At 68.3% G+C, this 20,373-nt stretch carries 17 protein-coding genes; 9 read left to right on the top strand and 8 right to left on the bottom strand.

Translation table 11 applies throughout. The features are described 5' to 3' along the window. Positions 1-67: 67 nt before the first annotated feature. Genes lipB through FVQ89_RS11640 form a run of 3 tightly spaced genes read left to right on the top strand, consistent with a single transcriptional unit; the run spans position 68 to position 2,435 of the window. Positions 68-727, top strand: a complete 660-nt coding sequence (lipB, locus tag FVQ89_RS11650; protein WP_147902099.1) for a lipoyl(octanoyl) transferase LipB — start codon at positions 68-70, stop codon at positions 725-727. Further along, positions 724-1,713, top strand: coding sequence for a lipoyl synthase (gene lipA, locus FVQ89_RS11645; RefSeq protein ID WP_147902098.1), 990 nt, complete (start codon positions 724-726; stop codon positions 1,711-1,713). The genes lipB and lipA overlap by 4 nt, the downstream gene beginning before the upstream one ends. A 20-nt stretch (positions 1,714-1,733) precedes the next feature. Continuing rightward, positions 1,734-2,435 carry a DUF4191 domain-containing protein gene (locus tag FVQ89_RS11640; RefSeq protein WP_147902097.1) on the top strand — a complete coding sequence of 234 codons (702 nt, stop codon included), beginning with the start codon at positions 1,734-1,736 and terminating at the stop codon, positions 2,433-2,435. Between the two features lie 30 nt (positions 2,436-2,465). Here FVQ89_RS11640 and FVQ89_RS11635 read toward each other — a convergent pair whose 3' ends face one another. Then, a complete protein-coding gene (locus FVQ89_RS11635) occupies positions 2,466-2,888 on the bottom strand; it encodes an RDD family protein (RefSeq protein ID WP_147902096.1) in 423 nt (140 codons plus the stop codon). Positions 2,889-3,032: 144 nt separating this feature from the next. On the opposite strand from FVQ89_RS11635, the gene glnA reads away from it, so the two are divergent. Beyond that, the gene (glnA, locus tag FVQ89_RS11630) at positions 3,033-4,457 is read left to right on the top strand and encodes a type I glutamate--ammonia ligase (protein ID WP_147902449.1); all 1,425 of its coding nucleotides are present in this window, start codon (positions 3,033-3,035) and stop codon (positions 4,455-4,457) included. Positions 4,458-4,544: 87 nt separating this feature from the next. Here the strand turns inward: glnA and FVQ89_RS11625 are convergent, their stop codons facing one another. The 5 genes from FVQ89_RS11625 to FVQ89_RS11605 form a co-directional block, all read right to left on the bottom strand. Next, positions 4,545-5,960 (bottom strand): UDP-glucose/GDP-mannose dehydrogenase family protein, encoded by a 1,416-nt coding sequence (locus tag FVQ89_RS11625; protein WP_147902095.1) that lies wholly within the window; start codon positions 5,958-5,960, stop codon positions 4,545-4,547. 22 nt (positions 5,961-5,982) lie between these two features. Then, positions 5,983-7,425 carry a glycoside hydrolase family 26 protein gene (locus tag FVQ89_RS11620; RefSeq protein ID WP_147902094.1) on the bottom strand — a complete coding sequence of 481 codons (1,443 nt, stop codon included), beginning with the start codon at positions 7,423-7,425 and terminating at the stop codon, positions 5,983-5,985. After that, on the bottom strand, positions 7,418-8,917 hold the full coding sequence (locus tag FVQ89_RS11615) for a glycosyltransferase family 2 protein (RefSeq protein WP_147902093.1): 1,500 nt from the start codon (positions 8,915-8,917) through the stop codon (positions 7,418-7,420). Before FVQ89_RS11615 ends, FVQ89_RS11620 begins: the two co-directional genes overlap by 8 nt. Before the next feature lie 424 nt (positions 8,918-9,341). Beyond that, positions 9,342-12,266 (bottom strand): bifunctional [glutamine synthetase] adenylyltransferase/[glutamine synthetase]-adenylyl-L-tyrosine phosphorylase, encoded by a 2,925-nt coding sequence (locus tag FVQ89_RS11610; protein WP_147902448.1) that lies wholly within the window; start codon positions 12,264-12,266, stop codon positions 9,342-9,344. After that, on the bottom strand, positions 12,263-13,600 hold the full coding sequence (locus FVQ89_RS11605; protein ID WP_147902092.1) for a glutamine synthetase family protein: 1,338 nt from the start codon (positions 13,598-13,600) through the stop codon (positions 12,263-12,265). Before FVQ89_RS11605 ends, FVQ89_RS11610 begins: the two co-directional genes overlap by 4 nt. A gap of 46 nt (positions 13,601-13,646) precedes the next feature. On the opposite strand from FVQ89_RS11605, the gene FVQ89_RS11600 reads away from it, so the two are divergent. The 5 genes from FVQ89_RS11600 to FVQ89_RS11580 are packed head-to-tail and all read left to right on the top strand — an operon-like array spanning position 13,647 to position 18,386. Beyond that, positions 13,647-15,380, top strand: a complete 1,734-nt coding sequence (locus tag FVQ89_RS11600; protein WP_147902091.1) for an NAD+ synthase — start codon at positions 13,647-13,649, stop codon at positions 15,378-15,380. Further along, complete coding sequence (locus tag FVQ89_RS11595) at positions 15,377-16,066, top strand: lysoplasmalogenase (protein ID WP_147902090.1); 690 nt, start codon at positions 15,377-15,379, stop codon at positions 16,064-16,066. The genes FVQ89_RS11600 and FVQ89_RS11595 overlap by 4 nt, the downstream gene beginning before the upstream one ends. A 9-nt stretch (positions 16,067-16,075) precedes the next feature. Further along, positions 16,076-16,891, top strand: a complete 816-nt coding sequence (gene panB / locus FVQ89_RS11590; protein WP_147902089.1) for a 3-methyl-2-oxobutanoate hydroxymethyltransferase — start codon at positions 16,076-16,078, stop codon at positions 16,889-16,891. A gap of 38 nt (positions 16,892-16,929) precedes the next feature. Beyond that, entirely contained in the window at positions 16,930-17,745 is an 816-nt protein-coding gene (locus tag FVQ89_RS11585; RefSeq protein ID WP_147902088.1) for a DUF72 domain-containing protein, read from the top strand. Beyond that, positions 17,742-18,386, top strand: coding sequence for a GNAT family N-acetyltransferase (locus FVQ89_RS11580; protein ID WP_147902087.1), 645 nt, complete (start codon positions 17,742-17,744; stop codon positions 18,384-18,386). Before FVQ89_RS11585 ends, FVQ89_RS11580 begins: the two co-directional genes overlap by 4 nt. On the opposite strand, the gene FVQ89_RS11575 is transcribed toward FVQ89_RS11580, so the two are convergent. Together FVQ89_RS11575 and FVQ89_RS11570 are read right to left on the bottom strand one after the other, a co-directional pair. Continuing rightward, complete coding sequence (locus tag FVQ89_RS11575) at positions 18,302-19,657, bottom strand: amidase (RefSeq protein ID WP_187265018.1); 1,356 nt, start codon at positions 19,655-19,657, stop codon at positions 18,302-18,304. The genes FVQ89_RS11580 and FVQ89_RS11575 overlap by 85 nt on opposite strands. Beyond that, the gene (locus FVQ89_RS11570) at positions 19,650-20,366 is read right to left on the bottom strand and encodes an alpha/beta fold hydrolase (protein WP_147902085.1); all 717 of its coding nucleotides are present in this window, start codon (positions 20,364-20,366) and stop codon (positions 19,650-19,652) included. Before FVQ89_RS11570 ends, FVQ89_RS11575 begins: the two co-directional genes overlap by 8 nt. Positions 20,367-20,373 lie beyond the last annotated feature (7 nt).

Raw genomic sequence — 20,373 nt, 5'->3', positions numbered from 1 at the left:
TCTTGAACGCAAGAGAGGAAGCATCGGGCGTCACGCGCCACGGGGAGGAGCCGACTAGGCTGATCGCGTGGTCGACTACGTCGTCACGGGGCTAAGCGCCAACTCCGTGTCGTATTCGACGGCCCTGGAACAGCAGCGTGCGGTGCACGCCGCGGTCGCCAGCGGCCGGGCGCCCGATACCGTGCTCCTTCTGGAGCATCCCTCCGTCTACACCGCAGGCAAGCGCACGGAGCCGCACGAACGGCCCGTCGACGGCACGCCCGTGATCGACGTCGATCGAGGGGGCAAGATCACCTGGCACGGCCCCGGCCAACTCGTGGGATACCCGATCCTGCGCCTCGCCGATCCGATTGATGTCGTGGCGTACGTGCGTCGCCTTGAGAGCATGCTGATCGATGTGCTCTCGGCGGTCGGCGTCCGCGGTGTCCGGATCGAGGGCCGGAGCGGAGTCTGGATCGAGCGCCCCGGTGCTCCTGCCGACAAGATCGCGGCCATCGGCATCCGGGTCGCGGACGGGGTCACCATGCACGGCTTCGCCCTCAACTGCAGCAACGACCTGGAGCCCTATCGCTCGATCATCGCGTGCGGGATCCGTGATGCGGGTGTCACGACGATCTCGCGCGAGCTCGGCCGGGAGGTCACGCCCTCCGACGTCGCGCCGCTCGTGATCGAGAGGTTCGAGAGCTTCCTGGCCGAGAGCCTCGCCCCCGTGGAGGTGCTCGCATGACCGCGGCACCGGAGGGGCGAAAGATGCTCCGCCTCGAGGTCCGCAACGCCGAGACGCCGATCGAGCGCAAGCCCTCGTGGATCCGAACCACTGCGAAGATGGGCCCCGAATACACGGCGCTTCGCTCGCTGGTGTCGTCCGAGAACCTGCACACGGTCTGCCAGGAGGCCGGCTGCCCCAACATCTACGAGTGCTGGGAGGACCGCGAAGCGACCTTCCTCATCGGCGGCTCGCAGTGCACGCGTCGGTGCGACTTCTGCCAGATCGACACGGGTCGCCCCGCCGATTACGACACCGACGAGCCGCGTCGCGTCGCCGAGTCGGTCGTGCAGATGGGGCTGCGGTACGCGACAGTGACGGGAGTCGCCCGCGACGACCTGCCCGACGAGGGGGCGTGGCTGCACGCCGAGACCGTCCGCGCCATCCACGCGGCGAGCCCGGGCACCGGCGTCGAGATTCTCGCCACCGACTTCTCGGGGAATCTCACCCTGCTCGCGGAGGTGTTCGACTCGCGCCCCGAGGTCTTCGCGCACAACGTCGAAACCGTCCCGCGGATCTTCAAGCGGATCCGCCCCGCGTTCCGCTACGACCGCTCGCTCGGCGTCATCACGGCCGCCCGCGACGCGGGACTCATCACGAAGTCGAACCTGATCCTCGGAATGGGCGAAGAGCGCGCGGAGATCAGCCAGGCTCTGAGCGATCTCCGTGCAGCGGGATGCGACATCATCACGGTCACCCAGTACCTGCGGCCGAGCGCCCGTCACCTCCCCGTGGCCCGCTGGGTGCGGCCGGAAGAGTTCGTCGAGATCAAGGAGGAGGCCGAGGCGCTCGGCTTCCTGGGGGTCCTCGCCGGACCGCTCGTGCGGTCCAGTTACCGCGCGGGGCGGCTGTGGGCACGATCGATGGCGGCGCACGGTCGGGAGCTGCCGGAGCAGCTGCGGCATCTCGCGGACAGCGAAATGGGCTTCGCGCAAGCGGTGGGCTGACACACCGTAGGCTGGAAGGCATGGCACGCAGCACCCCCGAGAAGGAGCCCGGCCGCATCCGTCAGATGTGGCAGGTCTTCCAGATGACCCGGCGCTCCGACCCGGGCATCACGTGGTACCTCATCCTGGCGTTCATCCTGCCGATCGCGGTCGCGGTCGTCGTCTCGGTGATCTTCTCGCCGGGCAACGTCATCGGGATCATCCTGTGGGTCGTCTCGGGTGTGCTCGGCGGACTTCTGCTGGCCCTCGTGATCCTCGGCCGCCGTGCGGAGCGGGCCGCCTACACGCAGATCAGCGGTCAGCCCGGCGCGGTCGGTGCCGTGCTCAAGAATGGCCTGCGTCGCAGCTGGATCGGCTCGGAGGAGCCGATCGCCTTCAGCCCGCGCACCAAGGACGCCGTCTACCGTGCGATCGGCCGCCCCGGGGTGGTGCTCATCGGTGAGGGCCCGCGCTCACGCACCCAGCCCATGCTCGACAAGGAGCGGGCCAACGTCGCGCGCCTGCTGCCGAACGTGCCCGTGCACCAGCTGCACGTGGGGCCGGATGCGGAATCGCTCGCCCTGCACCGCATCCCGACGGCGCTGCGCAAGTTCCCCCGCAAGCTCACCAAGGCCGAGGTCATCCAGGTCGACAAGCGCCTCACGTCGGTCGGCAAGACCAAGGGCTTCGGCATCCCGGCTGGGATCGACCCCCAGCGTCTGCGGGCTCCGCGTCCGCGCTGACCTTCCGGTCGCCCCGCGGGCACGTTGCGTTCAGATGCGAACGAGGACCGTTCCCGCAGCCTTGTCGTGAAGGCCGCGCTGATCGCGATCCCAGATCACGGCGGGGATCACGAGGCACAGCAGCACGGTGCGCACGAGCGGACGCCAAAGCCCCAGATACCCACCGCGGATCGGCACGAGCCTGATACCGAGGATGAGGTGCCCGAGTCCCCCGTTCACGACCAGCAGGAACAGGTACTGCAGGAGCGCGAAGATCCCGAGCGTCACGAACGGCGCGGCTCCCTCGGGTGTGGGGAACAACGCCCACGACAAGAAGTAGGCGACAGCCCAGTCGATCACGAGTGCGACGATCCGCCGACCGACTCGGGCGATCGACCGCGGCCCCTGTTCGGGAAGTCCCAGGCGCTCCCCCGGCCACTCGCCGGTGGACGAGGCGCCGGATTCACTGCTCACTCGACCACTCTAGGGAGCCGCTCGTAACATGCCCGAAACAATTCGGTCATGGTCGGGAAATGCCGTCGGCCTAGCCTCGGAGCGGCTGCACCCGCAGCCAACCAACGTTCCACGCCCTTGGAGAAATGCCCTATGTCCAAGCCTCTGTTCAGCGACTCGTCCGAAGTCCTGAAGTTCATCAAGGATACGGACGTCAAGTTCCTCGACATCCGCTTCACTGACCTTCCGGGTATCCAGCAGCACTTCAACATCCCCGCGTCGACCGTCGACGAGGAGTTCTTCACGGTGGGGCAGCTCTTCGACGGGTCGTCCATCCGTGGCTTCCAGTCGATTCACGAGTCCGACCTGCAGCTCATCCCCGACATCTCGACCGCGTTCGTGGACCCGTTCCGCACCGAGCGCACGCTCGTGATCGTGTTCGACATCTACAACCCGCGCAACGGCGAGATCTACACCCGCGACCCGCGTCAGGTGGCCAAGAAGGCCGAGAAGTACCTCGAGTCGACCGGCATCGCCGACACCGCCTACTTCGCACCCGAGGCGGAGTTCTTCATCTTCGACGACGTGCGTTTCGAGGTGAAGCAGAACAAGAGCTTCTACGAGGTCGACTCCTCCGAGGCTGCCTGGAACTCGGGTCGTGTGGAAGAGGGGGGCAACCTCTCCAACAAGACGCCGTACAAGGGCGGATACTTCCCCGTCACTCCCGTCGACCAGATGGCCGACCTGCGTGACGACATCGTCCTGAAGCTCACCGATGTGGGCCTCGAGGTCGAGCGCTCGCACCACGAGGTGGGAACCGCCGGCCAGAACGAGATCAACTACAAGTTCGACACGATGGTCCACGCTGCGGACGACATCCTGAAGTTCAAGTACATCGTCAAGAACACCGCGCTCGAGTGGGGCAAGACGGCGACCTTCATGCCGAAGCCGCTCATGGGCGACAACGGCTCGGGCATGCACGTGCACTCCTCGCTGTGGGAAGGCGGCAAGCCGCTGTTCTACGACGAGCAGGGCTACGGCGGTCTGTCGGACGTTGCGCGTTGGTACATCGGCGGCATCCTCAAGCACGCCGCTGCTGTCGCCGCGTTCACCAACCCGACGGTCAACTCGTACCACCGTCTGATCCCGGGCTTCGAGGCTCCGGTCAACCTGGTCTACTCGGCCGGTAACCGTTCGGCGTCGATCCGCATCCCGATCACGGGCACCAACCCGAAGGCCAAGCGCATCGAGTTCCGGGCCCCCGACTCGTCGGGCAACCCGTACCTCGCGTTCGCGGCCATCCTGATGGCGGGCATCGACGGGATCAAGAACAAGATCGAGCCGCACGAGCCGGTCGACAAGGACCTCTACGAGCTGCCGCCCGAGGAGGCCAAGAACATCCCGCAGCTGCCGGGCTCGCTCGACGAGGCGCTCAAGGCGCTCGAGGCGGACCACGACTTCCTGCTCGAGGGTGGCGTCTTCACCGAGGACCTCGTCGAGACCTGGATCTCGTACAAGCGCGAGAAGGAGCTCCTCCCCTTCGCGCAGCGTCCGCACCCCTTCGAGTACGAGCTGTACTTCGGGGTCTGATCCACGCGGTCTGATCTACGCATACACACAGGCGGGCCGTCTCCTTCGGGAGGCGGCCCGCCTGGCGTTGCGGATCGATGTCGCGGGCTAGGCTCCCGCGAGCTGCAGGAGCGACGTGTCGGCCGACGCCGGCGTCACACCGGTGCCGAGTCCGATGACCGTCCACCCGGCGGCGGACCACAGCTCCGTGTCGAGCTTGTTGCGTGCGTCGATGATGATCCGGGCCCGCACACGGCGGGCCAGATCCACCGGGTCGAGGCCGAGGAACTGCTCCCACTCGGTGAGCAGCAGCACGACGTGCGCACCCGCGACCGCCTCGGTGGCATCCTCGGCGAACGTCAGCGTCGGGAACATGCGGCGTCCGGGTTCCGTCGCCTCCGGGTCGCAGACGGTCACCTGAGCGCCCTGGAGGTGCAGGGCTGCCGCGACGTTGAGCGCCGGAGAGTCGCGCACGTCATCGGTGAGCGGCTTGAACGCAGCGCCGAGCACCCCGATGCGCGCGTTCAGTACCGACCCGCCGCACGCATCGATCGCGAGCTGGATGACGCGCTGGCGCTGGCGCATGTTGATCTCATCCACCTGCTGCATCAGCCCGACCACATCCACTGCGCCCAGCTCACCGGCACGGTGCATGAGAGCCCGGATGTCCTTCGGAAGGCAGCCTCCGCCGAAGCCGAGGCCCGCATCCAGGAACCGCCTGCCGATTCTCGCGTCGACGCCGATCGCGTCCGCGAGCACACCGACGTCGGCGCCCGCCGCCGTGCAGAGTTCCGCGATCGCGTTGATGAACGAGATCTTCGTCGCGAGGAATGCGTTCGCGCTCACCTTCACGAGCTCTGCCGTCGGGAGATCGACCGAGAGGAACGGCGCCCCCTCGGAGATCGGGCGCGCGTAGACCTCGCGCATCACGGCCTCCGCTTCGGCCGACGCTCCGCCGATCACCACCCGGTCGGGATGCAGGGTGTCGTCGACCGCCTTGCCCTCGCGAAGGAACTCCGGATTCCAGATCAACTCCGCGGAGACGCCCTCCGGCGCGAGCGCCCCCAGCAGCTCGCGCAGGCGTGCCGCGGTGCCGACGGGCACGGTCGACTTGCCGACCACGATCCCGTCGTGGCTGAGAGCCCGCGCGATCCCCGCCACCGCGCCCTCCACGAACCGCAGGTCGGCGGCGTGGCTCGTGGACTGCTGCGGCGTGCCGACGCAGACGAAGTGGATGTCGCTCACCGCCACGGCCTCCGCGAGGTCGGTCGTGAACCGGAGGCGCCCCGAGGCGAGATGCGTCTGCACAAGCTCGTCGAGCCCCGGTTCACTGAACGGCAGGCGGCCGGCCTGCAGGAGCGCGACCTTCGCAGGATCCGCGTCCACGCCCACGACGTCGAAGCCGAGCTCCGCCATCGCCGCCGCATGAGTGGCTCCCAGGTATCCGGTGCCGATCACACTGATCCGCGGTCGGATCGGCGGGCGCTCCGACTCGTCGCTGATCCCCTCGATGATCTCGTCCATGGTGTCCCCCTTCTTCCGGACGTCAGCCGACGTCCTGCACCTGCACCCCGTCGCCGAGCGACGCGAGGCCCTCGCGGAACGCGGCGAGCGAATCCGCCCGCGAGTCGATCCGCCAGTCGTTCGTGGCCCGCTCCCCCTGCACGTAGGTCGTGATGGCGAGGCTGAACCAGGCGAAGCCGACGATGTCGTCGTTCGCCGGATCGGCGAGCCCCTCGAAGAAGCTCGTCACCCATTCCGGCTTGTGCCCCTCGATCTCGGAGGCTCCCACCTCCGCGAGGATGATCGGCTTGTCGGCCACCTGACGCAGCTGGCTGAGCGTCGCCCCGAAGGTCGTATCGAAGCCGATGCTGCCCTCGTCGTAGGGCGGTCGCAGGTAACCGGACATGCCGATCCAGTCGACGTAGTCGTCACCCGGGTAGAGACTCTGCATCCGCTCGAGAGAACTGAGCGACGAGGGCAGGCGGTCTATACGGTTCGGAGCCCAGACCCAGATGACCAGGTCGCCCGCGCCCTCGGCTTCGAAGATGTCATGCACGTGCTGCCACATCTTCACGTAGTCCCCCGGCCCGTTGCCGTTGATCGAGGTGCCGTCGCTCCGGGTCTCGGACCACGGATACCAGGTGCCGTTCATCTCGTGATCGAGCCGGATCGCGAGAGACAGTCCGGTGGCGACGATGTCGCGTGCGTACTTGCGCAGATAGCTGTCGAACTCGCCGTCGATGATCTTGGGCAGCGAGTACTCGGGCTCGTCGACCACATCGTTCTGTGCGCCGATCGGCCGCGACTCCCAGGTGAGCATGGGCAGCATCCCGCGCGACCACGCCCGCGTGACCGCGGAGGAACGGAAGTCCTCATCCCATCCGCCGAAGTAGCCGACGAGGGAGGGCAGCCCTCCGGCCTTCAGCGATGTCGCATCGAGCGTCGCCCAGTTGTGGGGCGCCTGCTCGGTGTACATCCCGTAGTACATCGCGTCGGGGTTCAGGAGCGACGCGCGAGAGGGCGCGGTGACAGGAGTCGGCGCCGGGGCCACGGGAGCAGCGGCGCCACCACTTGACACTGGCGTGCTCGAGGACGACTCCTCCGACGATGCAGTGCGCACCTGCTGCAGCACCGCGAGCTCGCGAAGCGCCGCCTGGAGCGCACCGTCTGAGTCCGCGAGGTCGTCATGAGCGGTCGACAACTGCGCCTCGGCAACCGACTGCGCATCGGTCGCGGCATCGACTTCGGCTTCCAGTGCGTCGATGCGCGCCAGAAGCTGCTCGCGCTCTTCCGCCGCTCGCGCGGCCTTGTCGAGGTTCTCGGCTGCACGGATGGTCTGCTCGACCGGCGAGATGTCGGGTGAGGTCCACACGATCACGCTCAGTGCGGCGAGCACGGCGACCAGTCCGCCGGCGGCGACAGCGGTCGCGCGTGATCGCGTTCGGGAGCCGGCCCACCAGGACCCGGTTGCGGTCAGACTAGACAAGGAGCATCGCCTCCAGGACGAACACGGCAGTTCCGATCAGATACGGGATCGCGGCAAGCGGATTGAGCCTGCGCCGTCGCGGTCGAGGCGTCGGGGCGAGCCCGTGGAGCGCCGTCGCGCGAACCGCGGATGGCGCAGGCCGGGTGAGCGTCGCGGTTCCCCCGGCGCCGATCGGCGCTGGCTGGATCTCTCCGGCGGAGGACTCGTGCGGCCCGGGCAGGGCCGAACCCTCGACGGGCGCGTCTCCTCCGGCGTATGCCCCGTCACGAGTTCCCCACCCGCTCGCGTGCGCCAGGCGGAAGAATCCCAAGAGCCGGACGGGCATGAGGAAGAAGGTCGAGACGAGGATGAACGCGGGCAGGCGGAAGAAGTCGCTCGGCTTCTCGGAGAGGTGGCGCAGCTGGCGGATGGCCATGCTGATGACCGACGAGGCGACCATGAGACACGCCACGAAGATGACGCCGGACTGCAGACCGTACTCCTCGAGGAAACCCGCGTAGAAGTTGTAGCCCTGACCCGTGAACGCCCGGTAGGTCCATCCCGCGATGACGCCCCAGAGCAGGAACGGCAGGATGATGTCCATCACGAAGAAGAGCGCGAGTACCGGCGCGTGCCCCAGCATCCACGGGAGCATCCGGAGGGTGTTGTACTGGCTTCCGCGCGCCCACCGAAGCTGCTGCTTGAAGAGCTTCTTCACCTTCAGTGGAGCGTCCGTGTAGACGAGGCTCGTGTATTGGTACACCGTCCGATAGCCGGCTTTCAGGGTCAGGTTCGTCAGCGTGCGGTCGTCGGACACCTCGAGGAACACCCCCAAGAAGCGCTGGGTCATGAAGTCGGGCATCACCCGCATCAGGATGTGGCGGCGGAATGCGATCGTGCGTCCCGGCAAGCACCCCACCTGGCCGAGGACACTCTGCGCCGGCATGGAGTACAGCGCGCGCGAGTTCTCCAGCCAGTCGGCCCACCGGGTGATCCAGCTGCGCTCGGGCTGCAGGATCCGTTGCCGTGTGGTCACGCCCCCGATGCTCGGATCGGCGAACGGCTTCACGAGTTCAGCGAGCGTCCCGTCCGTCCAGACCGTGTCGGAGTCGACGAGCACCGTGATGTCGCCGGTCGACAGTTCCGTTCCGATCCTCACCGCATTCCGCTTACCCGGCACCGGTGTATGCACCCAGCGGACCAGCGGTGCGAACTCTTCGCACACCTCCACGAGTCCCGGGTTCGGGGCTCCGTTGATGACGACGATGATCTCGTCCGGGCGCTGCTCGACCATGCGTCCGATCACGTCACGGAAGAGGTCAAGCGGCTCGTCGACCACCGGAACGACGACGCTGGTCGTGCCCCGGAACCGCCCCGTGAACGGTCGATACCGCCACGAGATCACGACCTTCAGGACCCACAAGCCCCAGATGAGCGCCGAGTAGACGGCGAACAGGTACAGCTCTGGGTGGCCCTCCACCATGTGCCGCAGCTGCAGCAGAAAGATGAACATCCGGGATCCCCCTCCTCGTGTCGCACCAAGTGGTGCATCCGCGACGCTGGGGACTTCCTGACTGATCGGATGGGTCGATTCTGGAGAGCCTTCGGAGGGCCTGCAAGACCCATCGGCACGCGCTGAGCCCATGCGCTCTCATAGACGTAGGATGCTCAGATTTAGGGAAGCGCGGGGTGTCCGCCGAAGCGCCGACACATCAGGTCGGCCGACCGAGGCACGCGGAGGACTCCCGCCGGCGAAAGAAAAATGGCCGGTCCGGAGCCATATCTCGCCGCCTGCAACGGGCATATGCGGCTCCGCCGTCCGGGGGATGCTCGCGGAGTGGACCGAGCTGTCTCCCCCATTCGGGGTACAGGCACAACCGCGCAGAATGTCGCGCGGAAATTAATCTGCCGTCACGCGCGCCATCGGCGTGTCGCGGTCAGACACGAGCGCCGTAGAAGCCCCTCTCGAAGACCTGTCGCGCGATGCGCGTGGTCCGCAGATAGTCCTCTTCGAACTGCGTCGCCGAGTGCGGCGGGTACTCCAGCAGCCGCGCAACACCCTCGAGTGCACGGCGTTCGGTGGGAAGGACGTCGGTCGTCTTGGCCGACCACAGGGTGAGCGCAGAACGCGCACGGGACGCGATGATCCACGCGGCACGCAGTCGGGTTCCGTCCCCTGCGGTGACGAGCTCGGCCTCGACCGCCGCCTCCAGCGCGCTCAAGGTCGACGTGGTCCGCAGCGCGGGTACCCGATGAGCATGCTCGAGCTGAAGGAGCTGAACGAACCACTCCACGTCCGAGAGCGACCCGCGCCCGAGCTTCAGGTGGCGGGCGGGGTCGGCCCCCTGCGGCAACCGCTCCGACTCCACCCGCGCTTTGATGCGCTTCACCTCACGGACGGCATCCGCGGTGATCCGCTCCGGGTAGCGGATAGCGTCGGCCATCGCCTCGAAGTCTGCCAGCAGCTCCGGGTCGCCCACCGCCCCGCGGGCGCGCAACAGGGCCTGCGCCTCCCACGTGAGCGACCATCGGTCGTAGTACGCCCGATAGGAGTCGAGCGAACGCACAACCGCGCCATTCTTGCCCTCGGGGCGCAGCCCCAGGTCGAGGTCGAACGGCAGGCGGAGGTCTTCGGTGAGCCGCTTGACCTCATGGACGATCCGCTCCGCCCGACGCTGAGCATCCTCCGGATGGGCCGTGCCCGCACGATAGACGTACATGATGTCCGCGTCGCTGCCGAATCCGAGCTCGGCACCCCCGTACCGCCCCATGGCGATCACGCCGAACTCGATGTCGCCCGGGTCGTCACCGAGTCGTGCGAGCGTCACCGCGCCGGTGAGGATCGCGGTGGTGACCGCGGTCAGCGCGGGGCCCAGCTGCTCGATCCCGATGACCCCCACGATGCCCGCGAGCGACAGCCGGAGCACCTCCCGCCTGCGCGCGGTACGCAGCGCCTTCGCCGCCTGCTCGATGTCGTCGGCATGTCGCGCGACGGTCGCCGTCGTCTCGGCGAGCAACTCGTCGATGCTGCGAGGGCGAAGATCGGCATCGCTTTCAAGCCAGGCGACCGCCTCCGGCAGAAGCTCGAGCAGACCTCCGACGTAACGCGAGCCCGCGAGCACCTGACTGAGTCGGTACGCGGCGCCCGAGGAGTCGCGCAGCATCCGCAGGAACCAGTAGGCCTCGCCGAGATCGTCGGAGAGTCTGCGGAACGCGAGCAGTCCGTGATCCGGGTCGGCGCCATCGGCGAACCACTGCAGCATGACCGGCACGAGAGTCCGCTGGATCGCCGCCCGACGCGAGACGCCACCCGTGAGCGCCGCGATGTGGTGGAGCGCGCCGCGCGGATCCTGGAACCCGATCGCCGCGAGGCGCACCTCGGCCTGCTCGCTCGTCAGGGCGTAGCCGTCCTCCGGAAGAGCGGCGACCGCCGAGAGCAGCGGCCGGTAGAACAGGCGCTCGTGGAGTCCCCGGACCTTCTGCTGCACCTCGCGCCACGCCGTGACGAGGCCATCCGCGGTCGTCGAGATACGCGTGCTGCGTGCGAGCACCCTCAACTCGGACTCGTCACGCGGCATCAGGTGCGTTCGGCGCAACCGCCCGAGCTGCAGCCGGTGCTCGATCGTCCGCAGGAAGCGGTAGTCGAGCCCGAATTCCGCGGCCTCCACCCGGCCGATGTATCCGCGATCGGCGAGTGCCGCCAGGGCTTCGAGAGTTCCCCGCTGATGGATGCCGTCGTCGGCTTGGCCGTGGACGAGCTGGAGGAGCTGGATCGTGAACTCGACGTCGCGCAGACCCCCGGGGCCGAGCTTCAACTGCACGTCGACCTCGTCGGACGGGATGTGCGCCATCACGCGTTCGCGCATCCGCTGGACGGACTCGACAAATCCCTCCCGGCCGGATGCCGCCCACACCTTCGGGGCCACGCCGGCGACGAATCCCTCCCCCAGCTCTCGATCGCCCGCCATCGCCCGAGCCTTGAGGAGGGCCTGGAACTCCCAGCCCTTCGCCCACCGGTCGTAGTACGCGAGATGCGACTCGAGAGTGCGCACGAGTGCGCCATCCTTACCCTCGGGTCGCAGGTTGGCGTCGACCTCCCACAGCGGCGGCTCGACCGCGAGGTCGTGGATCGCGTGCATCGTATCGATCGCGAGCCGAGTCGCAATCTCGATCGCGCGGCCGTCGGAGAGCTCCCCGCCGTCGCCCGCACCGACGAAGATGACGTCGACATCGCTCACGTAGTTGAGCTCGCGCGCTCCGGCCTTGCCCATCCCGATGATCGCGAGACGCGTCGCGTCGACCTCTGCCGCGGGGAACCGGGATGCGCGTCGCGCCACGATCAGGGCGGCGTCGAGCGCCGCCGCCGCGAGGTCGGCCAGCGCGGCGGCGACCCGGGGCACGATGTCGAGAGGTTGAGGGTGGTCGAGATCCCACGACGCGAGTCGCAGGAGCTCGCGGCGGTACGCGATCCGCAGCCGATTGCGTGCGTGCTCGCCCTCCGCCCCGTCGACCGCCGCTGCGAGTGTCTCGCGGTAGGTGCTCGCGGACTCGGGACCATCCAGCGCGTCGCGCAGGGCACCGACCTCTTCCGGGTGCCGCAGGAGGAACTCGCCGAGGCCCTCCGATGCTCCGAGCACGGCGATGAGGCAGCGCGCGACGTGCGGATCGTCCAGCTCCGATCGGACCTCGGATGAGCGCTCCAGGAGCGCGAGCAGCAGCCGCAGCGCCTGATCCGGATCCGCCGCGCCCGAGAACAACGGGACGAGGTCAGCGGGCACCTCGGGGAGGGCCTCGGCGGCGCCGCCCAGATCCATGAATCCCAGACGGGCGAGTTCCGTCAGGGTGACCGCGCTGCGGGTCAGAGCGCCTCCAGGTTCGCTTCCAGCTCGAACGGCGTCACCTGCGAGCGGTAGCCCGCCCACTCGCGCCGCTTGTTGAGCAGGACGTAGTTGAACACCTGCTCGCCGAGGGTCTCGGCGACGAGCTCGCTCTCCTCCATGATGAGCAGCGCGCGATCGAGGCTCGACGGAAGTGCGCCGTACCCGAGCGCGCGGCGCTCGGCACCCGACATGTCGAACACATCGGCGTCAGCCTCGGCGGGCAGCTCGTAGCCCTCTTCGATGCCCTTGAGGCCGGCGGCGAGGATGAGCGAGAAGCTGAGGTACGGGTTCGCCGCCGAGTCGATGGCGCGGTACTCGACACGCGCGCTCTGCCCCTTGCCGGGCTTGTAGAGCGGCACACGAACGAGCGCGGAACGGTTGTTGTGCCCCCAGGTGACGTAGCTCGGGGCCTCGTCACCGCCCCAGAGCCGCTTGTACGAGTTCACGAACTGGTTCGTCACCGCCGTGATCTCCGGCGCGTGGCGGAGCAGTCCGGCGACGAACTGACGACCGATCTGCGACAGCTGGTACTCGTTGCCCGCGTCGAAGAAGGCGTTGGCGTCGCCCTCGAAGAGCGACACGTGCGTGTGCATGCCCGATCCGGGGTGCTCCGAGAACGGCTTCGGCATGAACGTCGCGTACGAGCCCTGCTCGATCGCGACCTCCTTCACGACGGTGCGGAAGGTCATGATGTTGTCGGCAGTCGTGAGCGCGTCCGCGTAGCGCAGATCGATCTCGTTCTGACCCGGCCCGGCCTCGTGATGGCTGAACTCGACCGAGATGCCGAGGTCCTCCAGCATGCGCACGCTTCGGCGCCGGAAGTCGTGTGCGGTCCCGCCGGGAACGTTGTCGAAGTAGCCCGCGGAGTCGACAGGCACAGGCCGACCGTTCTTCAGCTTGCTCGACTGCAGCAGGTAGAACTCGATCTCCGGATGCGTGTAGAACGTGAACCCGCGATCGGCGGCCTTCGCGAGGGTGCGCTTCAGCACGTTCCTCGGGTCGGCGACCGCCGGCTGACCATCAGGGGTCGTGATGTCGCAGAACATGCGCGCGGTCGGGTCGACCTCGCCCCGCCAGGGCAGAATCTGGAACGTGGTGGGATCGGGATGCGCGAGCACGTCGGCCTCCGACGCGCGCGTCAGTCCCTCGATGGCCGAGCCGTCGATGCCGACGCCTTCGGAGAAGGCACCCTCGACCTCGGCGGGAGCGAGGGCCACGGACTTCAGCGTGCCCACGACGTCCGTGAACCACAGCCGCACGAACTTCACTCCGCGCTCCTCGATGGTGCGAAGAACGAAGTCTCGCTGCTTGTCCATACGGGTCTCCTCCTCGACGCATCCGCGCTCGTCCTAGGCTATCGCCATGCCTCGTCTGCGATTGGCACTGGCCCAGTCCAACCCGGTCGTCGGCGACCTCCCGGGAAACGCCGCCCTCATCGTCGCTGCGGCGCGGGAGGCGCACCTCGCCGGTGCGGACCTGCTCGCCACCGGTGAGATGGCGCTCACGGGCTACCCGATCGAGGATCTCGCCGCGCAGCCCAGCTTCCTGCGCGCATCCGCGGATGCGGTGCCGGAGCTGGCGAGGCAGCTTCAGGAGGAAGGCCTCGGCGAACTCGTCGTGGTCGTCGGACATGCCGACGGCCCGTTCGAACCGCGCCTCCTCGGTACGAGCAACGCGCCCACCGCGATCGCACAGAATTGCGCATCCGTTCTCCATCGTGGCGAAGTGGTCGCGCGGTACGCGAAGCACCACCTGCCGAACTACTCGGTGTTCGACGAGTACCGCGTCTTCATCCCCGGTGACGAGCTGCTCGTGCTGCGCATGCGCGGTGCGGATGTCGCACTCATCATCTGCGAGGACCTGTGGCGTGACGGCGGACCGGTGGGCCGGGTGCTCGACGCGGAGGCCGGCCTGCTGCTCGTGATCAACGCGTCGCCGTTCGAGCGCGACAAGGACGAGGTGCGACTCCCGCTCGTGACGCGGCGCGCCACCGAGACCAGCACGATCGTGGCCTACGTCAACATCGTGGGCGGGCAGGACGACCTCGTGTTCGACGGCGACAGCGTCGTCGTCGACGAAGACGGCCGGATCCTTGCGCGCGCACCCCAATTCCGCGAGCACCTGCTCATCGTCGACGTCGATCCGGACGCCGCGGAGGGCGAGCTCGAGCTGCCCGCGGTCCGCCGGGTCCGCATCGACACCCACGAACCCACAGGTCCCCGTCGGCTCGCTCCGGACATCGTCGAGCTTCCGGACGATCGCCAACAGCTCTGGGATGCGCTCGTGCTGGGCCTTCGCGACTACGTCGAGAAGAACCGGTTCCCGAGCGTCGTACTCGGACTCTCGGGAGGAATCGACTCGTCCGTGTGCGCGGCGCTCGCCGCCGATGCAATCGGCGCAGATCGCGTGCACGGCGTGAGCATGCCGAGCCGGTGGAGTTCCGAGGGGTCGAAGACGGACGCCGACGAGCTCGCCGAGAGGATCGGGCTCCACTACACCGTGGAGCCGATCGCCGGTCTCGTCGCCCCGATCGAAGAGCAGCTCGGGCTCGCGGGGGTCGCCGCGGAGAACCTGCAGGCGCGCATCCGCGGCATCATCCTGATGGCCGCGTCCAACTCACACGGTCACCTGGTGCTCACCACAGGGAACAAGACGGAGCTCGCGGTCGGCTATTCGACGATCTACGGCGACTCCGCTGGCGGCTTCGCACCCATCAAGGACGTTCCGAAGATGCTCGTCTGGGAGCTCGCGCGCTGGCGCAATGAGTACGCCGCCTCACACGGCGAGACTCCCCCGATTCCGGAGAACTCCATCAGCAAGCCGCCGAGTGCCGAGCTGAGACCCGATCAGACCGATCAGGACACGCTTCCGCCGTATCCGCTGCTCGACGCGATCCTCGAGCTCTACATCACCGAGCGTCTCGGCCGCGCCGACATCACCGCCCGCGGCTATGACGCTGAGGTCGTGGACTTCGTCGCCGGGCTGGTCGATCGCTCGGAGTGGAAGCGTCGCCAGGGGGCGATCGGACCGAAGATCTCGGGGATGGCCTTCGGCCGCGACCGCCGCCTCCCCATCACGTCTCGGACGATCGGATGAGCCGCGTCGGCGCACGACCCGCCATCGCCGCCATCGCCTTCCTTCCATTCGTCGCCGTCTCGGTGTTCCATCTCACGGTCAAGCTCATGGGCATCGTGGAGCTGGACCGCTGGACCAAGGGACTCACGATGCCCGCCCTGCTGCTCGGCGTCGTGCTGTGGTTGATCGTGACCCGTCGGCGCATCAGTGGGCCCGTGCTCGCCCTGCTCGTCGCGGCACTCGCGCTCTCCTGGCTGGGAGACGTCATGCTGCCCTTCTTCGTGCTCGGGCTCAGCTTCTTCCTGGCTGCGCATGTCGCCTACATCGTCCTGTTCCACCTCGCTTTCCTCCGTCGTCCGTCGTGGTGGACCGTCGGTCTCATCCCCTGGTTCGCCGGCCTGCTCCTCGCGCTCTGGCCCTACCTCGGCGAGCTCGCACCGATCGTCGGGATCTACGGCGCGGTGCTCGGATATATGGCCACTTCGGCATCTCGCGGCAACGCGCTCACGACGATCGGCGGCGCGCTCTTCGTCGCGAGCGACTCGCTTCTCGCCTTCCGACTCTTCACGCCGCTGTTCCAGACGCCCCCCGAGGACGTCATCATCATGGGTCTCTACCTGGGCGCGCAGTTCTGTATCGCTCTCGGCGTGATGCGCACGAGCGTCCCGCGGGTACCCCGCCGAGCAGCGGTCGGGGCACCGGCCTAGACTGACGCAATGGCAGTCGAGGTCGTCAAGCGAGTCCGCACCCGGCATTTCCAGAACGCCAAGGCCAATGGGATCAAGATCACCGGCCTCACGAGTTACGACCAGCTGACGGCCGCGATCTTCGACCGTGCAGGCATCGACTTCCTCCTCGTCGGCGACTCCGCGGGCAACAACGTGCTGGGCTACGACACGACGATCCCGGTCACGATCGACGAACTCATCCCGCTCACGCGCGCGGTCGCGGGTGCAGTCCAGCGTGCGTTCGTGGTCGCCGACATGCCGTTCGGCTCCTACGAGACAGGCCCCGATGAGGCGCTCCACACCGCATTCCGGTTCATGAAGGAGACAGGAGCCCACGCCGTCAAGCTCGAAGGCGGCGTGCGGTCGGCGGAGCAGATCCGCAGGATCGTATCCGCAGGTATTCCCGTGATGGCACATATCGGCTTCACGCCGCAGAGCGAGCATCAGCTCGGCGGCCACGTCATCCAGGGGCGGGGCGAGCGGGTAGAGCAGCTCCTCGCGGACGCCCGTGCCGTCCAAGATGCGGGTGCCTTCGCGGTGGTCCTCGAGATGGTGCCCGCCGAGGCCGCGAAGCAGGTGACCGAGCAGCTCACGATCCCGACGATCTCGGTCGGTGCCGGCCCCCACACAGACGGGCAGCTGCTCGTCTGGACCGACTGGGCGGGACTCACCACCGGCCGTATCCCCAAGTTCGTCAAGAAGTACGCCGACCTCGCCGGGGTCCTCGACGCCGCAGCGCGCGCCTGGACCGCGGACGTCGCCGCCGGTGCCTATCCCGGCCCCGAGCACTCCTACGACGACTGACGCGCAGGGCCGCGACGCTGCCACGGGAGGACGATCCGATGCCGGAGGCACGCGTGGGGATGTCGGGGTGGACCTACGCCCCGTGGCGCGGCGAGTTCTATCCACGTGGCCTTCGACAGGCCGATGAACTGCGTTACGCGGCCGAGAAGGTGACCTCGATCGAGCTGAACGGATCGTTCTACTCACTACAGAAGCCCAGCAGTTGGACGAAGTGGCGCGACGAGACGCCCGACGGATTCGTCTTCGCGGTCAAGGCGCCCCGGTTCATGACGCACATCCGCCGCCTGCAGGATGTCGAGGAGCCCCTCGCGAACTTCCTGGCATCCGGGATCCTCGCGCTCGGACCCAAGCTCGGGCCGATCCTCTGGCAGCTGCCACCCAGCCTCGAATACGACCCGGAGGTCGTCGGCCGCTTCCTCGACCTGCTGCCACACGACACGGCGACCGCGCTTGAGATCGCGAAGGGCAGGAGCGAGCGCATGTCGGGTCGCGAACATCTCGAGATCGACGCGAATCGGCCGGTCCGGCACGCGCTCGAGCCCCGGGCGTTCAGCTTCGACGACCAGCAGTTCGCCGACCAGGCGGCCGAGGCGCGGGTCGCGGTGGTGCTCGGCGACAATGCCGGCCGCTGGCCACGACTCGACTGGATCACGGCCGACTTCGTCTATGCGCGGCTGCACGGCGACGAAGAGATCTACACCTCCGGCTACGACGAGCCCTCCCTCGCCGAATGGGAGGAGTGGGTGCGCGATAATCTCGACCGCGATCGCGATGTGTACGTCTACTTCGACAACGATCAGAAGGTCCGCGCACCGTACGACGCGATGGCTCTCAACGAAAGGCTCGCACGATGAGCTCCCCACACCCGCCGTCGCCGTTCGCCCTGCCGCCCGCTCCGCAGCAGCTGCGCATCGAGACCGAGCGCCTTGTCCTGCGCCCGCTCATCGACGATGACGTGGACCGGATGGTCGCATACCGCGGGGACCCGGAAGTGTGCCGGTACCTGCCGTTCCCGCCGCAGAGCGCAGACGACATCCGGGCGCGCATCGGCCACATTCTCGGATCGTCGACTCTCCTCGGCGAGAACGGAGGCATCCCGGTGGGGATCTTCCGCGCATCGGACGACCAGCTGATCGGTGACCTGGTGCTCTTCCATCTCGACGAGCAGAACGGCAGCGTCGAGATCGGATGGGTGCTGCATCCCGGCGCCACTGGCCAGGGGTACGCCACCGAGGCGGTGACAGCGCTCGTCGACGCGGCATTCCGGATCTACGGCATCCGTCGCGTCGTCGCGCGCATCGACGCCGAGAACCGCGCGTCCGCCCAGCTCGCCGAGCGCGTGGGCATGCGCCTGGAGGCCCACCTGGTTGAGAACACCTGGTTCGCGGGCCGCTGGGGCGACGAGCTCGACTATGGCCTGCTCGCGCGCGAGTGGCCGGCCGCCGCCGCGGCGTCTTCGATCTCCAAGGCAACCGACAGCACGCGCGCGTCCTGACCCGGCGCGGCCCCGAGCTGCACGCCGACGGGCATGCCATCCGGGCCTCTCCCCCACGGCACGCTGATCGCGGGCCCACCCGTCACGTTGAACATGGCCGCGAACGGCGAGATCCGGAAGATGTCGCGGAACAGCTCGACCGACGGACGGTCCGTGCGGACCTCGCCGATCGCCGGTGCCCCCACGGCGGTCGTCGGGCTGAGCACGAGATCGACGTCGGCGAAGCCGTCCGCCAGCTCTCGTCCCAGGTCGTGGAGTTCGTCGACGGTCTCGATGAACTGCGCCGCCGACATCGACCGCCCGAGCTGGACCACCTCAGCGACCGCCGGTTCCAGCAGCCGATCGCGGCTCGGATCCGGAAGCAGCCGGGCAAGATGCGCCGCCACGACCCGACCGAAGACCGGCCCGATGCGCGTCGCGCAGCCGACCGGCCCCAGCTCAACGATCTCGTGGCCCCGATCGCGCAGCGTCGTCGCGGCGGCCGCAGCCGCGCCTGCCCAGACCGGGTCGACCTCGCCGACCGGTGAGGAAACGACGACGCCGACCCGGGACCTCATGCTCCCGGGAAGCTCCGCGACCGGCGGCTGCCACTCCCCGGGCGCCGGCCCGCGGACCACGCGGAACAGATACGCCGCGTCTGCGACCGTGCGCGTGATCGCGAACTCGTGGCTCATCCCCTGCCAGTCATCCAGCCGATAGGGCCCCGCAGGGATAGCCCCGCGGGACGGCTTGAAGCCGACGACGCCGCACCACGCCGAGGGGATGCGGATCGATCCTCCCGAGTCGGTCGCGTGAGCAAAAGGCACGAGCCCCTCGGCGACGGCGGCCGCGGCGCCTCCGCTCGATCCACCGGCGGATCGCTGCGGATCCACCGGATTGCGGGTCGGCCCCCACTGGAGCGGCTCGGTCGTCAGGTTCAGACCGAACTCGGGGGTGTTGGTGCGCCCCAGGATCGACGCCCCCGCCGATCGCAGTCGGGCGACGAGCGTGGAGTCGCCACGCGGGGTCGCCTCGGCGAACGCACGACTGCCTCGGACGAGCGGGAGATCCGCGGCATCGGCCTGGAGATCCTTCAACAGCGTGGGGATCCCGGCGAGCGGGCCCGACGAGGACACGACGGGCTCGACCAGCCGTCCGACCACGGCTCCGGTCCGGCTGCGTGCGATGCGCTCGCGCGCGACGGATGCCAGCTCGCGCCCATCCGCCTCCCCGGCGCGAACCGCCGCCGCGATCTCGGCGAGCGAGAGCTCGAGGATCCCCGGCTCAGTCACGGCCGGCGGCCACGATACCGACGGCGAGAGCCTCGGGATCCGAGAAGAGCAACTCGTGGGATCCGGGCAGCTGCACCAGCCGGAAGTCCCCCAGACGCTGCGACATGCCGGGGTGCCAGCTGAACTCGTGCGCGGGGAAGACGTTGTCGTCGGTCGCGTAGAGGTAGGAGCGCGGCACGGGCAGCTCGGCGAAGCCCGCGAGGTCGAGCGGCTCGGCCGAGCGCCCGAGAGGCTCGGGCGACATCTGCGCGAAGGCGGCTGTGGCCGTCTCGGCGTCCGCATCGTTGATGAGGTGGTCACGGAAGTACGCATACGGCAGCGACAGCGTGCCGTCGGGCGAGGCGAGGGCGGTGAAGGCTCCCGCGATCGACTCGGGCACATACGAGAACACCGCCTGCCCATCGGCGATGACGTAGGCGTTGTGGAAGACCATGCGGCGGAGGCGATCCGCAACCCGGAGCGCCGCGAGCTGCACGACCGCGCCGCCGAAGCTGTGGCCGACGAGAACAACGTCGCGCAGGTCGAGGTTCTCGAAGAGGTCGACCACCGCCTGCACGGTCTCGCTCATGGTGACGGTCGGATCCCCACCCGCCCCATTGCCCGGAAGTGTGGGCGTGTGGACCTCGTGACCGTCACGTTCGAGAGCGGCGCGCACGCCGTCCCAGCCCGAGCCGTCGTGCCAGGAACCGTGAATCAGAACGAAACGCATGTGAGCC

This window comes from Homoserinibacter sp. GY 40078, assembly GCF_008017545.1.
GTDB lineage: Bacteria > Actinomycetota > Actinomycetes > Actinomycetales > Microbacteriaceae > Homoserinibacter.
The sequence above is the reverse complement of the archived record's forward strand: the minus strand, read 5'-3'. Positions and strand labels throughout refer to the sequence as shown.